The sequence below is a fragment of the Bauldia sp. genome, assembly GCA_037200845.1.
Classification (GTDB): domain Bacteria; phylum Pseudomonadota; class Alphaproteobacteria; order Rhizobiales; family Kaistiaceae; genus DASZQY01.
Genome location: JBBCGQ010000001.1, coordinates 1,954,511 through 1,968,062 on the forward strand (window position 1 = coordinate 1,954,511; position 13,552 = coordinate 1,968,062).

The window sequence follows — 13,552 nt, forward strand, 5'->3', positions numbered from 1 at the left end:
CCTACGTCCGGTACGTCACGGCCTTCACCGCCGCGATGACTTCCGCGACGTTGGGCAACGCGAGCTTTTCGAGGTTGGCGGCGTAGGGCATCGGCACGTCCTTGCCCGACACCTTGATTGCCGGCGCATCGAGATAGTCGAACGCCTGCATCGTGATCTCCGAGGCGATGTACGAGCCGATCGAAGCGACCGGCCACCCCTCCTCCACCGTCACCGCGCGGTTGGTCTTCTTCACCGAGTTGATCACGGTTTCCATGTCGAGCGGGCGGATCGTCCTGAGGTCGATCACCTCGGCCTCGATGCCCATGCCGGCCAGTTCGTCCGCCGCCTTCAGCGCGTAGTTCATGCCGATGCCGAACGAGACGATGGTTACGTCCGTGCCGGCGCGCGCGATGCGCGCCTTGCCGATCGGCAGCACGTGGTCGGCAAGCTTCGGCACCTCGAACTGGTGGCCGTAGAGAATCTCGTTTTCCAGGAACACGACCGGATTGTTGTCGCGGATCGCCGCCTTGAGCAGGCCCTTGGCGTCCGCCGCCGTGTAGGGCATCACGACCTTGAGGCCGGGCACCTGCGCGTACCACGCGGCGTAGTCCTGGCTGTGCTGCGCGGCAACGCGCGCCGCCGCGCCGTTCGGGCCACGGAAGACGATCGGCGCGCCCATCTGGCCGCCCGACATATACAGAGTCTTGCCGGCCGAGTTGACGATCTGGTCGATCGCCTGCATGGCAAAATTCCACGTCATGAATTCGACGATCGGCCGCAAGCCCGCGAGCGCCGCGCCAACGCCGAGGCCGGCAAAGCCCTGCTCGGTGATCGGCGTGTCGATCACGCGCTCGGCGCCGAATTCCTGCAGCAGCCCCTGCGTCACCTTGTAGGCACCCTGGTACTCCGCGACCTCCTCGCCCATGACGAAGACATCCTTGTCGCGGCGCATCTCCTCGGCCATCGCGTCGCGGAGCGCATCGCGCACGGTCGTCATCACCATCTCGGTGCCGGCCGGCACGTCGGGATCGGCGAGCGCCGGCGTGTGCGGCGCTGCTGGAACCGACGCCGGCTGCTTCGGCATGCCCTCCGCCTTCATCTCCGGCGGTCGCACCGACTGCTGCGTCGCCGGCGCGGCCTGATGATCCGCCGGCATCTCAGGCGCGGCAGCGGGAGCCGCCGCCTTCGCCACCGGTGCAGCACCGACCGCCTCGCCCTCGCCGGCAAGCTGCGCGATCGGCGTATTCACCTTCACGTTCTCGGTACCCTCGGGCACGAGAATGCGTGCCATCGTGCCTTGATCGACGGCCTCGACTTCCATCGTCGCCTTGTCGGTCTCGATCTCGGCGAGAATGTCGCCGGACTTGACCTTGTCGCCCTCCTTCTTGAGCCACTTGGAGAGTTTCCCCTCCTCCATGGTGGGCGACAGCGCCGGCATGAGAACGTCGATCGGCATCAGCAAAATTTCCTGTTGCGCTGGAACCCGGCGAGGCCGGCGCGCGGCTAGTGGGTGATGTCGGTCCAGAGCTCAGCGGCGTCCGGCTCGGGGCTGCTGGTCGCGAACTCGGCCGCCGCGATCACGATGTCGCGCACCTCGTTCTCGATCTTCTTCAGCTCGTCTTCGCTCGCATACTTCTTTTCGACGATGCGCGCACGCACCCGCTCGATCGGGTCGTGGTGCTCGCGCATGTCCTGCACTTCCTCGCGCGTCCGGTACTTCGCCGGGTCCGACATCGAGTGGCCGCGATAGCGATAGGTCTGCATCTCGAGGATGTACGGACCCTTGCCGGCGCGGCACCACGCCAGCGCTTTCTCCGCCGCCGCCTTCACGGCGCGCACGTCCATGCCGTCGACCTGCTCGCCCTGGATGTTGAACGAGATGCCGCGGCGCGAGAAATCCGTCTGCGACGACGAGCGCTCGACCGACGTGCCCATGGCGTAGCGGTTGTTCTCGATGATGTAGACGACCGGCAGCTTCCACAGCTCGGCCATGTTGAACGACTCGTACACCTGGCCCTGGTTGGCGGCGCCGTCGCCGAAGAAGGTCAGCGCGACCGAGTCGTTCTTGCGATACTTGTTGGCGAACGCGAGGCCGGTGCCGAGCGGCACCATGGCGCCGACGATGCCGTGGCCGCCGTAGAAATTCTGCTCGCGCGAGAACATGTGCATCGACCCGCCCTTGCCGTGCGAATAGCCGGCGGCGCGCCCGGTAAGCTCGGCCATGACGCCTTTGGGGTCCATGCCGGCAGCGAGCATGTGGCCGTGGTCGCGGTAGCCGGTGATGTACTGGTCGCCGGGCTTCGACGCCATTTTGACGCCGGTGACCACCGCTTCCTGGCCGATGTAGAGGTGGCAGAAGCCGCCGATGAGGCCCATGCCGTACATCTGGCTGGCCCGCTCCTCGAAGCGGCGGATGAGGAGCATGTGCGAGAAGGCGTCGAGTTCTTCCTCGCGCGTGAAATTTGCGGGCTTGGTGGTGACGGAACTTGTCTCGTCGCCGGCCCGCTCGGTTTTTCGCGCGGCTACGGCTACCGCAGGCTCTGCGGCCTTACGTTCGGCCTTGGGCATGCACGTCTCCCCATGAAACGGAGTTTTTTCTTCGTATTCTTGGCTGCGACGCTAACGCACACGTCGAGTCAATCCAAGCGCGCCTGTGCAGAGCCAGTATTCCGAAAAGACATAGGGGAAATGTCCAAAGTGCCTAACGCGCGTTTTGCTGCGCCGCACCCAAATCGACCACGACCTCATCCGGCCGCATGACGTTGAGCGCGTGCCGCGCCTCAAGGTCGATCACGTCGGCGTCCAGGCTCGACGGCCGCACGCTCGCCACCTGCCGCTCCAGCGTCGTACGCTCGGCTACAAGCTGGTCGCGGGTAACGGTGAGTTGAGCGGCGTCGGCCACCAGCCGGTCCATCGCCCATATGCCGAACGCCCCGTTGAAGGCGTGATACCCGAAATACGACAGGAACCCGACGGCCGCGAGCGGCATCAGCAGGCGGCGGAGAACGGACTTCTTACGCTGGCGGGTGATCATGGTGGCTCGGCGGACTCCGCAACCACCATGGCGCACGAGGCTTAATGGAGCGTTGCGGGCCGTTCCCGCACGTTCTCTTTACCGAAATCCCAAATGAGGGACTTGCTTGGCAAATCTGCTAACCGTCGCGGGGTAGACTCGCCGCATGACGGCATCTTCCAACGCCAGAAGGCGCGCACTCGTGGCATGGCTCAAAAGCAATGTAACCGAGGCAGAAATCGCCATCGTTGCGGGCGCGGTGGCGGCGTTCCTCCTGCTTTCGCGCCTCGACACTTTCGAATGGTATTACGAAGAAACCCGCATCTACGAAAACTGGCAGCTTGATGAACTCGCCAACGCCTTCGTTGTTGGCACGGTCGCGCTTGCGATAATTCTGTTCTTGCGCTCCCGCCGCCTTACCGCGGAGGTCCGCCGCCGGGTCGCCGCCGAAGCCGAAGCCAGCGCGCTTGCCCGCCACGATCCGCTGACCGGTATCGCCAACCGCCGCCTGTTCAACGAACGCCTGACAGCGTCGATCGCGGCGGCGCGGCGTTCCGGCGCCCGCGCCGCGGTGCTGTCGCTTGACCTCAATCGCTTCAAGGCGGTCAACGATACGCATGGTCACATGGTTGGCGACAATCTGCTGATCGCGATCACCGAACGGCTGCGGCCGCTGGTACGTTCCGATGACTCGTTCGCGCGCCTTGGCGGCGACGAATTTGCGCTCGCCGTCTTCGGCGTCGACAGGGAGCACCTGGTCAGGCTCGCAAACCGCATCATTGCTGCCCTCGATGAACCGTTCGACATAGGCCAGATCCGGACCGATACTGGCGTGAGCATCGGGATCTCGCTCTTTCCGGAAGATGGCGGCGACGGCGAGGCACTGATCCGCAAGGCCGACATGGCGATGTATCGGACGAAGGCGATCGGCGTCAGCGGGTACTCGTTTTTCGATGCCGCGATTGACGAAGCCTTGCGTGATCGCGCAGCGCTCGAGGTTGAACTGCGCAGCGCCGTCGGCACCGACGCGATCACGCCGTTCTATCAGCCGCAAGTGAATCTCGACGACGGCCGCATCACCGGCTTCGAGATGCTCGCCCGCTGGCAGCATCCGACCCGCGGCCTGCTGCTGCCGGAGGTCTTTATTCCCATCGCCGAAGACGCCCGGCTGATCGGCGATCTTTCGCTGGCGCTCCTGCGCCGGGCAGTCGACGATGCCAAACGATGGGATGGAAACCTGGCTCTTTCCATCAACATCGCACCCGATCAGTTCAAGGACCCGATGCTGGCCGCCAAGATTTTGGGTGTCCTCGAGGTCGCGGCTTTTCCGGCAAATCGCCTCGAAATAGAGTTGACCGAGACGGCCCTGCTCGACGACCTCGCGGGCGCGCGCCGTATCATCGAAGACCTGAAACGTGCTGGCGTACGCGTCGCCATCGACGATTTCGGCAAGGGCTATTCGAGCCTCTACTACCTCCGCGAACTGCCGTTTGATGTCGTCAAGATCGACCGGAGCTTCGTCACGACGCGGCGCGCGAACGTCGAAAACGCGAAGATAGTTTCGGCCGTCATCGGTCTGAGCGAGGCGCTCGGCATCGCAACCGTGGCGGAGGGAATCGAAGAAGCGGTCGACGCAGCCTGGCTGCGCGAGCAGGGCTGCAACACCGGGCAGGGATTCCTCTATTCGGTGCCCGTGCCCGCGGGCGAGGTCCCGGCGCTGCTCGCCAAACGCCTGGCGGCCTGAAACTACCCTAACGCCCGCCGCCCCGCATACTCTGCCTGCGTGCCGAGTTCCTCCTCGATCCGCAGCAATTGATTGTACTTCGCGACCCGATCCGACCGGGACAGGGAGCCGGTCTTGATCTGCCCGCAGTTGGTGGCGACCGCGAGGTCGGCGATCGTGGAATCTTCCGTCTCGCCGGAGCGGTGCGACATCACCGCCGTGTAGGCGGCGGCGTGCGCCATGGCGACGGCGTCGAGCGTCTCGGTCAGCGTGCCGATCTGGTTGACCTTGACCAGGATCGAGTTGGCGATGCCCTTGTCGATGCCTTCCTTGAGGCGCGTCGTGTTGGTGACGAACAGGTCGTCGCCGACCAGTTGGATCTTGTCGCCGACCTTCTCGGTCAGCGCCTTCCAGCCGGCCCAGTCGTCCTCGGCCATGCCATCCTCGATCGACACGATCGGGAACTTCTTGGCGAGGTCGGCGAGGTAGGCGACCTGCGCCGCCGCATCGCGCGTCTTCTTCTCGCCTTCGTATTCGTACTTGCCCTTCTTGTAGAATTCGGTCGCCGCGCAATCGAGCGCCAGCGCGATGTCCTTGCCTGGCTTGTATCCCGCCTTCTCGATCGCGCTCATCACGAACTCCAGCGCCGCCGGCGCCGAGGCGAGGTTCGGCGCGAAGCCGCCTTCGTCGCCGACGTTGGTGTTGTGCCCGGCCTTCTTCAACTCGCCGCGCAGCGTATGGAACACTTCCGAGCCCCAGCGGAGCGCCTCGGCAAACGTCGGCGCACCGATCGGCGCGATCATGAATTCCTGGAAGTCGATCGGGTTGTCGGCATGCGCTCCGCCGTTGACGATGTTCATCAGCGGCACCGGCAACACATGCGCGTTGGTCCCGCCGACGTAGCGGTAGAGCGGCAGCGTGTTCGCTTCCGCCGCCGCCTTGGCGACGGCAAGCGACACGCCGAGGATGGCGTTGGCGCCGAGCCGGCCCTTGTTGGCCGTGCCGTCGAGTGCGATCAGCGTCCGGTCGATGTGGATCTGGTTCTCGGCTTCCATGCCCGACAGCGTCTCGAAGATCTCGCCGTTGACGTGAGCGACGGCCTTCGACACGCCCTTGCCGAGGTAGCGCTTCTTCGCTCCATCGCGAAGCTCCACCGCCTCGTGCGCGCCGGTCGAAGCGCCCGAGGGCACCGCGGCGCGGCCCATCGACCCGTCGTCGAGGGTAACGTCGACTTCCACGGTCGGGTTGCCCCGGCTGTCCAGGATTTCCCGTCCGATGATGTCGATGATCGCGGTCATTGGTGTTCCCCGAGAGATGTGATCCGGCGGCGTTCTACAGGAGTGATGTGCGCCTGTCAGCTTCACACTGCTGTCATGCTGACATAGGTGTAGCCAATGGCGGATCTGATCCTCACCAACGGCGACACCGCCGCGGACCTGCTGGCCGCGGCCGGACGCACCGGCACGATCCTGCCGTGGCGCGATGTGCTGCACGAAGGTCCGGTCGTCGCCGGCCCGATCGAGGCGTCATCGACCGAGCGCGTCGCGTATCTCGCCCGCCGCTTCCGCATCCCGCCCGAGGACATCGCCATCGAGTTCCGCGAGCGCGACGCCATCATGCGCGCCCATGCCAACTACGAGCGCATCGAGCTGTGGTTCGAGCACGACCTCTACGACCAGCTCCAGTTGGTGCAGATATTGTCGTTCCTCGCCGAGGTCGGGCGCACCGAAAACGTGGCGCTGGTGCAGGCCGACGACTTCCTCGGCGCGCAGACCGCCGAGACGATCCTCAGCTTCGAGTCCAAGGCGCGCGCCATCACGCGGCACGACCTCGATCTCGGCCGCACGACATGGGCCGCACTCGCCTCGCACACTCCGGAAGCCGTCGCACATCTCGCCGAAAATCTCGATACGCGCCTCCCGTTTCTGAAACCATCGCTCCGCCGTTTCCTCGAAGAGCTGCCCGCGCCGGTCACCGGGCTCGGCCGCACCGAGACCGAGATTGTCGAAGGTATCGCCCACGGCACGACCGCGCCCCTCCGCCTGTTCCAGGAAACCATCCGCCAGGAGGAGGCCGCCTTCATGGGCGACTGGAGCTTCTTCCATCTGCTCGACGACCTCGCCTCGTGCGACGTGCCGCTGATCGCCGGCCTCGCCCCGGCCTTCGAAGGCGAGGACAACAGCGAACGCTTCCGTGAGGCGGTGCTGGAGCTAACCATGGCCGGCGAGGACGTCGCCAACGCCGAGGAAGATCACGTCGCGCTGTCCGGCCTCGACCGCTGGTGGTGCGGCACCCATCTCGCAGGCCGCACCGTCTGGCGCTACGACCGCACGAGCGGGAAGCTGGTGGCGCCGGTCGCGGCGTAGCGCTAGAAGCTCGCCCCCATGACCAAGAAACCCGCCTCCCCCGCCCTGCAGCTCGGCCGACCGGTCGCTATGCCGGAAAGCCCCGACAAGGCCACACTGGACCGCGTCCCGAACCCGCAAAGCGATGTCAAGTACCTGGCCCGCTTCACGTTTCCGGAATTCACCTCGATCTGCCCGGTGACCGGCCAGCCCGATTTCGGCCACCTCGTCCTCGACTATGTGCCCGGCAAATGGCTGGTCGAGTCCAAGTCGCTGAAGCTTTACCTCCAGTCGTTCCGCAACCACGGCGCCTTCCACGAGGACGTCACGGTGACCATCGCCCGCCGCGTCAACGATCTGCTGAAGCCGCATTGGCTCCGCATCGGCGGCTACTTCAACCCGCGCGGCGGCATGCCGATCGACGTGTTCTGGCAGACCGGCGCCCCGCCGGCGGATGTCTGGCTGCCCGACCAGGGCGTTGCCTCCTACCGCGGCCGCGGCTGACCTAGGCTGGACTCCCGTCATAGTTGCATCTAAGCTGCGCCGCCATCAAAGCTTTAGCGGGGCCAGCGATGAAATCTCCCGGCGTTGTTTCCAGCACGCGTATCTCATCATCGGCAGCGGCCGCGAAGTTGCGCCCCAATCCGAGTCCGCCGTTTGACTCCTCTCCCCATGTCGGATGGATGAGCGGTGAACTCCAGGCTCAGATCGGCTCCAAGCCCAAGGACAAGAAGAAGCTCGTGATGGACGTCTGGTACGAGTTCTTCCATGATTCTCCGACCCACTACCAGTGGTCGGTTCGGTACCGCATTCGTGCCGAAGACAAAGATCTGATCGGCGGCGGATGGCATCCGGTCAACAAGCTGGCGTTGATCTCCTACAATTTCAAATACACCCAAACCGGAGCGGCACCCGTTACTGCCACGGCTTCGATCAACCTCTCGGGTCAAACGGATACCTCCGGTCTTCTGATCGGCGGCCAGGCGGGAAACACGGCCGCGCTGCCCGTGTTCGTCATCAAGCATGTCAAGGGCGAGCGGTTCGGCGGCCCGAGCGGCATCGCTATCAATTGGTGAGCGGCTGACCTTTACCGATTGTTGAGGCGACTCGCCCGACCATCGTCGGCCGCTTCTCGCGGCCGGAGGGCGGAACCATGGCCAATGCAATCTCGAGCTTCACGCGCAGTCTGTCGCTGATCCGCGCCAGCGTCGGCGTGCTCGCCGCCGATAAGGAGCTGCTGGTCCTGCCGCTCATCTCCGGCATCGTCAGCCTCGTCGTCATCGCCAGCTTCGTCTCGACCCTGATGGGCAACCCGATGTTCATGTCGCTCGCCCGCGAGGAAAGCCCACAACTGCCGGCGTGGTTCTACGCCTGGCTGTTCGCCTTCTACTTCGTCCAGTACTTCGTCATCATCTTCTTCAACACCGCCTTGGTCGGCGCCGCCATCGCGCGCCTCTCCGGCGGCGACCCGACCGTGCGCTCCGCGCTCGGCCTCGCCTTCGTGCGCATCATCCCGATCCTCGGCTACGCCGCGATCTCCGCCACCATCGGCGTGGCGCTGCGCTGGATCGGCGAAAAGTTCGGCTTCATCGGCCGCCTCATCGAAGGCTCCCTCGGCCTGGCGTGGACGGTGGCGACCTTCCTCGTCGTCCCGGTGCTCGCCGCCGAAGGCGTCGGCCCGGTGAAGGCGATCGAGCGCAGCGGCAAACTGCTCAGCGAGACATGGGGCGAGAACATCGTCGGCAACGCCGGCATCGCGGTCGTCACCTCGCTCATCTCCACGGTCTTCATCTTCACCGGCGCCGCCGGCTTCTACGGCATCCAGAGCGGCAACGAGTGGGGCTACGCGCTGATCGGATTCTCGGCGGTGATCCTGATCGCGATCTTCCTGGTGAGCGCGACGCTCTCCGGCATCTACCAGGCCGCGGTCTACTATTTCGCCCTCACCGGCAACCCGCCGCCGAATTTCGACGCCGGCCTCATCCGCGATTCCTTCGCCCGCAAGGCAGCCGCGTGACGCGCCCTCTCTCGGCCTGAGTGCCCCTCTCTTGTCATTCCGGCGAAAGCCGGAATCCGCCGCGGAACTCTCAGCAATCAGCCAGCCGGGCACATCCGAGCCGCGGAGTGACCTTGGATGTCGCACGCCGGACCCCGGCCTTCGCCGGCGTGACAACCGTTCGGAGGCGAGTCCACCTCCCGCACGCGGCGCGCATCCGCTAGGGTGCCGACGGAGATCAGCGGAGCGGGCGGATGCATAAGGGGCGGGTCGAACTGTTCAGCGATGGCGTCATCGCCGTCCTCATCACGATCCTCGTGCTTGAACTGCACCCGCCGCACGGTAGCGATTGGGAGGCGTTGCAGCCGCTCGTGCCCGCCTTCCTCAGCTTTGTGCTGAGCTTCATTTACCTCGGCATCTACTGGAGCAACCACCACCATCTGTTTCAGGCTGCCAGCCAGGTGAACGGCAAGGTGCTGTGGGCCAACCTCTACATCCTGTTCTGGCTTTCGGTGGTGCCGTTCACGACGGGTTGGATGGGCGAGAACGAGTTCGCCACACTTCCGGTCGCGCTCTACGGCTTCGACCTGCTGATGGCCGGCTTCGCCTACTACTTCCTCGAGCGCACGTTGATCGCGGCGCAGGGCCCCGACACCCGCCTGCAGATGGCGATCGGCGCCGAGGTCAAGGGTTGGAGTTCCATCGGCCTGTACGCAGCCGGCATCATCCTGACGCTGATCTGGACGCCGTGGGCCGGCCTCGCCTGCTACGGCTTCGTCGCGCTGATGTGGCTGATCCCCGACCGCCGCATCGAGCGCGCGCTGAGTCGCGGATGACGGCGCACGAGACGCCAGTTGCTCTCGACGACAAGGCCGCGCTCGCCGCGATGATGCGCGACTACATCTCGGCAATGGCCGAGGTGATCCCCGGCATCCGCACCGATGCTCCCTATCCCGAATTCGATCTCTATTTCGGGGATACCAGGAACCGCTGGGCCTTCTGGCTGAAGGCAGACCAGGCCGACGCGGGCTTTGCACTCGTCAGCCGGCGCACCCATGTCGGCCGCACCGAAATGGAGGAGTTCTTCGTTGCCGCCCCGTTCAGGCGCCGCGGCATCGGCCTTGCTGCGGCCCGCAGGCTGATCCTGAGATTCCCCGGTGCGTGGCGGATCACCCAACGCGAAACGAACGCACCGGCGATCGCCTTCTGGCACCGTGTGCTGGACGGGTTCGTGACCTATGACGAAACTACGACGAGCACCGACGCCGTTCGCCGCCAGCAGACGTTCGTCGTCGGTTAGCGCTGCCGCTTGGCGATCGCGTCCAGAGCCATCAGATCTTCCAGCAGCGCCGGAAGCTGATCGATCGGCACCATGTTCGGCCCATCCGACGGTGCGTTGTCCGGGTCCTGATGCGTCTCGATGAATACGCCGGCGACGCCGACCGCCACCGCCGCCCGCGCCAGCACCGGCACGAAGCGGCGGTCGCCGCCGGTCGAAGTCCCCTGCCCGCCCGGCTGCTGCACCGAATGCGTCGCGTCAAAGATCACCGGCGCGCCGATGTCGGCCATGATCGGCAGCGACCGCATGTCCGATACCAGCGTGTTGTAGCCGAAGCTCGCCCCACGCTCGGTCACCAGCACATTGCGGTTGCCGCTATCGACGATCTTGGCGACGACATTCTTCATGTCCCACGGCGCCAGGAACTGCCCCTTCTTCACGTTGACGACCTTGCCGGTCTCCGCCGCGGCGATCAGCAGGTCCGTCTGCCGCGACAGGAACGCGGGGATCTGCAGCACATCGACTACCGGCGCGACCGCCGCGCACTGCGCGCGCTCATGCACGTCGGTCAGGATCGTCACGCCGAGCTTCGCCCGCAGGTCGGCGAAAATCGTCAGAGCCTTGTCGAGCCCCATCCCGCGCTTGCCCTTGAGGCTCGTCCGGTTCGCCTTGTCGAACGATGTCTTGTAGACGAACCCGATGCCGAGCCCCGCCGTCATCTCCTTCAGCCGCCCGGCCATGTCGAACGCGTGCTGCCGCGACTCGAGCTGGCACGGCCCCGCAATCAGCGACAGCGGCCGGTCGTTGGCGAAGGTGGCGGCACCGATCTTGACGCGAGCGTTGGGCTTCATGGCGCGGGACTATATCTCAGCGAGGCACGACGGGCGCACGGTATAGCGCGGTCTGGTAAAATCTGTTGAACGGCATCCGGCAGGCGCTCGAACCGTGGGATGAGCAAAGACCAGATCGACGCGATCCTTGAGCGCGTTCATTCATGGCATCAGTCCCGCCAGGAAGACCCGGCCCGTGTGCTGCTGGCGATGGAAGTCGACGGGGCGAGGGCGCTGACGCTATCGGACGCCGAGCGTGCCGAGCTTGAAACGCTGCTCGTCGAAAGCCGGGCCGGTGCTGTGGCAGACGATGCCGAGGTTGAAGCGGTCTTTGCGCCCCATCGCGCATGATCGTCCGCTATCATCGCCGCGCCCCTTCGCCAGATCGCCGAAATAATCGAAACGCTGTCCGCCGCCGACGCCACCGTGGCGTCCGCTTGCGCCCGTCCCATTGAGACGCTGGCGCGCCTGCTCGCCGCCACCCGACGATCGGACGCATGACCAACCTCGACGAGGTGCGGGTGATGCCGGCCAAGCCCTATCCCTATTTGCTCTTCGATGATGCCGGCGCCCGCGACGGCATCACCGTGCTCCGCGTCCGCCATATGGCGCGCGACGACGACTGGCGCGAAGGCCGCTGATCTAGCCCGCGACAAACGCAATCGCGCATCCATGCGCAAAGCTTGACGGCACCACCAGCGCCTCGTGCAATTCCGCAAACGGTACCGCGTTCGCCGTGAGCTGCGCGCGCGCCGCACCAAGATCCGCCACCGCCACGCGATACGCCGTGAGCCGCCGCGGATCAGGCCCGGCGTCCTCGCCGAAGAACGCCCGGAAGCCGACCGGCGACATCAGGTCGATGCTGTTCGGCCCGAGATCGAAGCGCACATGCAGGCTGGTCGACAGCATGTCGTGCTGGCCGGTGAACCACGTGAAGAAGATGTGGAAGTCGGCCGGATCGCGGGTGACGAACACGGCCGAATCTATACGCACCGCGCCGTTGGCGTGGCGCTGATATTCCGGGCGCCAGAAATTTTCCGGGTAGTGGTGCTGGCAGGTGAAGAACGCCGCCTGCCCATGCACGCGCGCATCGCTGGTATAGGCGAGCGAAAACGTCAGCGGCCGCTCGACGCCGTCCGGTCCCCGCGCCGTACGCTCGAATTTCGTCAGCTCGTACGTCGGCAGGCCGTGCGCGGCGAAATCCGCGATATCGGCAGCGGCGATCTTGCTCTGCAGAACCAGCGCGGAAAATCCCTCGCGATGATCGAGGTAATCTCGGTTGAAGGCGGCGAAGGAAAACCGCGTCTCCGTCGCCGGCGGAATCTTCGCGGCGTCGGTAACCGCGAGCAGCTCGAGGTAGCTGCCCTCCATCTGCACGACGCTGTTCGACGTGCCGAAAGGATGCTGCGCGATCGGCGCCACGGTAAAACCCAGCCGCGCATAAATCACCCGCGCCGCGTCTAGGTCGCGGACGGCGAGCACGAGATGGTCGATGGGGCGGGGCATATTGTCTCGTTGGCCGAGAAAGAGAAATCCTGACACGATCGGCGCCGATACATGCCATGCCTCGCGCCTCTCGTCTCCGGATTCTCCGATGATCACCCCCATCCCCTTCGATCCCCACCGTTTCCAGACGGCCGCCCGCCACTACCACGCCCGCCAGGCCTACGCGCCGCGCTTGTTCCAGCGGCTTGCCGCGGAGACGGGGCTCCGCCCCGACGACCGCGTCATGGATCTCGGCTGCGGCCCCGGCGTGGTGGCGGTCGCCCTGGCGCCCTACGCCGGCGCCATCGTCGGCGTCGATCCCGAGCCCGAGATGCTGGCGACAGCCGCCAAGGCGACCGCGGCCTTCGCGGACAAGATCACGCTGGTGCAGGGCAGCTCGAACGACCTCGGCGCCGTGCCCGGCACGTTCGCCATGGTAGCGATGGGCCGCTCGTTCCACTGGATGGACCGCGTCGAAACGCTGCGCCGCCTCGACACCATCATCGGTCCGCGCGGCTCGGTGGTCCTGATCAGCAGCGGCCCGCTCGATGAGCGCCGCGGTTGGCAGAAGGACTACCGCGACATCATCGCCAAGTACTCGGCCGATGGCGGCGGCCCCGGCTGGCGCGGACCCGACTGGGTCGAGAACGAGGACGTGCTGCTCCGGTCGGCGTTCAGCCAGCTCGACCGCATCGGCGTCATCGAGCAGGGCGAGCTGCCGGCCGATGCCCTGATCGACCGCGCCTTTTCGCTGTCGCGCACCGCGCCCAACGTCCTCGGCCCGGAGAAATCCGCCGCGCTGACCGCCGACCTCCGCGCGCTACTCGCGCGCGTCGCTCCGGATGGCGTGCTCATGGAAGCGGTGGAGAGCAAGGCGCTGATCGCCCGCCGCCCCTGAA

Annotated in this window: 16 protein-coding genes; 10 read left to right on the forward strand and 6 right to left on the reverse strand. The window is 65.7% G+C overall.

Going from position 1 to position 13,552, the window contains the following annotated elements; translation table 11 throughout:
• Position 1: 1 nt before the first annotated feature.
• From WDM94_09545 to WDM94_09555, 3 genes are all read right to left on the reverse strand, one after another.
• Positions 2-1,438 (reverse strand): pyruvate dehydrogenase complex E1 component subunit beta, encoded by a 1,437-nt coding sequence (locus WDM94_09545; GenBank protein MEJ0012853.1) that lies wholly within the window; start codon positions 1,436-1,438, stop codon positions 2-4.
• 47 nt (positions 1,439-1,485) lie between these two features.
• Positions 1,486-2,550, reverse strand: a complete 1,065-nt coding sequence (gene pdhA, locus WDM94_09550; GenBank protein MEJ0012854.1) for a pyruvate dehydrogenase (acetyl-transferring) E1 component subunit alpha — start codon at positions 2,548-2,550, stop codon at positions 1,486-1,488.
• A gap of 133 nt (positions 2,551-2,683) precedes the next feature.
• Complete coding sequence (locus WDM94_09555) at positions 2,684-3,016, reverse strand: septum formation initiator family protein (protein MEJ0012855.1); 333 nt, start codon at positions 3,014-3,016, stop codon at positions 2,684-2,686.
• A 181-nt stretch (positions 3,017-3,197) separates the two neighbouring features.
• On the opposite strand from WDM94_09555, the gene WDM94_09560 reads away from it, so the two are divergent.
• Positions 3,198-4,739, forward strand: a complete 1,542-nt coding sequence (locus tag WDM94_09560; protein ID MEJ0012856.1) for an EAL domain-containing protein — start codon at positions 3,198-3,200, stop codon at positions 4,737-4,739.
• A gap of 2 nt (positions 4,740-4,741) precedes the next feature.
• On the opposite strand, the gene eno is transcribed toward WDM94_09560, so the two are convergent.
• The gene (gene eno, locus WDM94_09565) at positions 4,742-6,016 is read right to left on the reverse strand and encodes a phosphopyruvate hydratase (GenBank protein MEJ0012857.1); all 1,275 of its coding nucleotides are present in this window, start codon (positions 6,014-6,016) and stop codon (positions 4,742-4,744) included.
• A 96-nt stretch (positions 6,017-6,112) separates the two neighbouring features.
• On the opposite strand from eno, the gene WDM94_09570 reads away from it, so the two are divergent.
• The 6 genes from WDM94_09570 to WDM94_09595 all read left to right on the forward strand — a co-directional run bounded on the left by WDM94_09570 (position 6,113) and on the right by WDM94_09595 (position 10,359).
• Positions 6,113-7,084 carry a hypothetical protein gene (locus WDM94_09570; protein MEJ0012858.1) on the forward strand — a complete coding sequence of 324 codons (972 nt, stop codon included), beginning with the start codon at positions 6,113-6,115 and terminating at the stop codon, positions 7,082-7,084.
• Between the two features lie 18 nt (positions 7,085-7,102).
• The gene (gene queF / locus WDM94_09575) at positions 7,103-7,567 is read left to right on the forward strand and encodes a preQ(1) synthase (protein MEJ0012859.1); all 465 of its coding nucleotides are present in this window, start codon (positions 7,103-7,105) and stop codon (positions 7,565-7,567) included.
• Positions 7,568-7,635: 68 nt separating this feature from the next.
• A complete protein-coding gene (locus tag WDM94_09580; protein MEJ0012860.1) occupies positions 7,636-8,139 on the forward strand; it encodes a hypothetical protein in 504 nt (167 codons plus the stop codon).
• A gap of 77 nt (positions 8,140-8,216) precedes the next feature.
• Positions 8,217-9,080: a DUF6159 family protein gene (locus WDM94_09585; GenBank protein ID MEJ0012861.1), complete on the forward strand. Its 864-nt coding sequence runs from the start codon at positions 8,217-8,219 to the stop codon at positions 9,078-9,080.
• A gap of 233 nt (positions 9,081-9,313) precedes the next feature.
• Positions 9,314-9,895: a TMEM175 family protein gene (locus WDM94_09590; protein ID MEJ0012862.1), complete on the forward strand. Its 582-nt coding sequence runs from the start codon at positions 9,314-9,316 to the stop codon at positions 9,893-9,895.
• Positions 9,892-10,359 (forward strand): GNAT family N-acetyltransferase, encoded by a 468-nt coding sequence (locus WDM94_09595; protein ID MEJ0012863.1) that lies wholly within the window; start codon positions 9,892-9,894, stop codon positions 10,357-10,359. The genes WDM94_09590 and WDM94_09595 overlap by 4 nt, the downstream gene beginning before the upstream one ends.
• Here the strand turns inward: WDM94_09595 and kdsA are convergent.
• Positions 10,356-11,189, reverse strand: a complete 834-nt coding sequence (gene kdsA, locus WDM94_09600; protein MEJ0012864.1) for a 3-deoxy-8-phosphooctulonate synthase — start codon at positions 11,187-11,189, stop codon at positions 10,356-10,358. The genes WDM94_09595 and kdsA overlap by 4 nt on opposite strands.
• Positions 11,190-11,288: 99 nt before the next feature.
• Between kdsA and WDM94_09605 the strand changes: the two genes are divergently transcribed.
• Together WDM94_09605 and WDM94_09610 are read left to right on the forward strand one after the other, a co-directional pair.
• Positions 11,289-11,519, forward strand: coding sequence for a hypothetical protein (locus WDM94_09605; protein MEJ0012865.1), 231 nt, complete (start codon positions 11,289-11,291; stop codon positions 11,517-11,519).
• A gap of 146 nt (positions 11,520-11,665) precedes the next feature.
• Positions 11,666-11,809 carry a hypothetical protein gene (locus WDM94_09610; GenBank protein ID MEJ0012866.1) on the forward strand — a complete coding sequence of 48 codons (144 nt, stop codon included), beginning with the start codon at positions 11,666-11,668 and terminating at the stop codon, positions 11,807-11,809.
• 1 nt (position 11,810) lies between these two features.
• Here the strand turns inward: WDM94_09610 and WDM94_09615 are convergent, their stop codons facing one another.
• A complete protein-coding gene (locus WDM94_09615) occupies positions 11,811-12,674 on the reverse strand; it encodes a VOC family protein (GenBank protein MEJ0012867.1) in 864 nt (287 codons plus the stop codon).
• Positions 12,675-12,762: 88 nt separating this feature from the next.
• On the opposite strand from WDM94_09615, the gene WDM94_09620 reads away from it, so the two are divergent.
• Entirely contained in the window at positions 12,763-13,551 is a 789-nt protein-coding gene (locus WDM94_09620; GenBank protein MEJ0012868.1) for a class I SAM-dependent methyltransferase, read from the forward strand.
• Position 13,552 lies beyond the last annotated feature (1 nt).

What these genes read in the sequence shown, in the direction of transcription:
- WDM94_09545 (MEJ0012853.1), bottom strand. Translation starts at nt 1,438, where the DNA reads ATGCCGATCGACGTTCTCATGCCGGCGCTGTCGCCCACCATGGAGGAG.
- pdhA (MEJ0012854.1), bottom strand. Translation starts at nt 2,550, where the DNA reads ATGCCCAAGGCCGAACGTAAGGCCGCAGAGCCTGCGGTAGCCGTAGCC.
- WDM94_09555 (MEJ0012855.1), bottom strand. Translation starts at nt 3,016, where the DNA reads ATGATCACCCGCCAGCGTAAGAAGTCCGTTCTCCGCCGCCTGCTGATG.
- eno (MEJ0012857.1), bottom strand. Translation starts at nt 6,016, where the DNA reads ATGACCGCGATCATCGACATCATCGGACGGGAAATCCTGGACAGCCGG.
- WDM94_09570 (MEJ0012858.1), top strand. Translation starts at nt 6,113, where the DNA reads ATGGCGGATCTGATCCTCACCAACGGCGACACCGCCGCGGACCTGCTG.
- queF (MEJ0012859.1), top strand. Translation starts at nt 7,103, where the DNA reads ATGACCAAGAAACCCGCCTCCCCCGCCCTGCAGCTCGGCCGACCGGTC.
- WDM94_09580 (MEJ0012860.1), top strand. Translation starts at nt 7,636, where the DNA reads ATGAAATCTCCCGGCGTTGTTTCCAGCACGCGTATCTCATCATCGGCA.
- WDM94_09585 (MEJ0012861.1), top strand. Translation starts at nt 8,217, where the DNA reads ATGGCCAATGCAATCTCGAGCTTCACGCGCAGTCTGTCGCTGATCCGC.
- WDM94_09590 (MEJ0012862.1), top strand. Translation starts at nt 9,314, where the DNA reads ATGCATAAGGGGCGGGTCGAACTGTTCAGCGATGGCGTCATCGCCGTC.
- WDM94_09595 (MEJ0012863.1), top strand. Translation starts at nt 9,892, where the DNA reads ATGACGGCGCACGAGACGCCAGTTGCTCTCGACGACAAGGCCGCGCTC.
- kdsA (MEJ0012864.1), bottom strand. Translation starts at nt 11,189, where the DNA reads ATGAAGCCCAACGCTCGCGTCAAGATCGGTGCCGCCACCTTCGCCAAC.
- WDM94_09605 (MEJ0012865.1), top strand. Translation starts at nt 11,289, where the DNA reads ATGAGCAAAGACCAGATCGACGCGATCCTTGAGCGCGTTCATTCATGG.
- WDM94_09610 (MEJ0012866.1), top strand. Translation starts at nt 11,666, where the DNA reads ATGACCAACCTCGACGAGGTGCGGGTGATGCCGGCCAAGCCCTATCCC.
- WDM94_09615 (MEJ0012867.1), bottom strand. Translation starts at nt 12,674, where the DNA reads ATGCCCCGCCCCATCGACCATCTCGTGCTCGCCGTCCGCGACCTAGAC.
- WDM94_09620 (MEJ0012868.1), top strand. Translation starts at nt 12,763, where the DNA reads ATGATCACCCCCATCCCCTTCGATCCCCACCGTTTCCAGACGGCCGCC.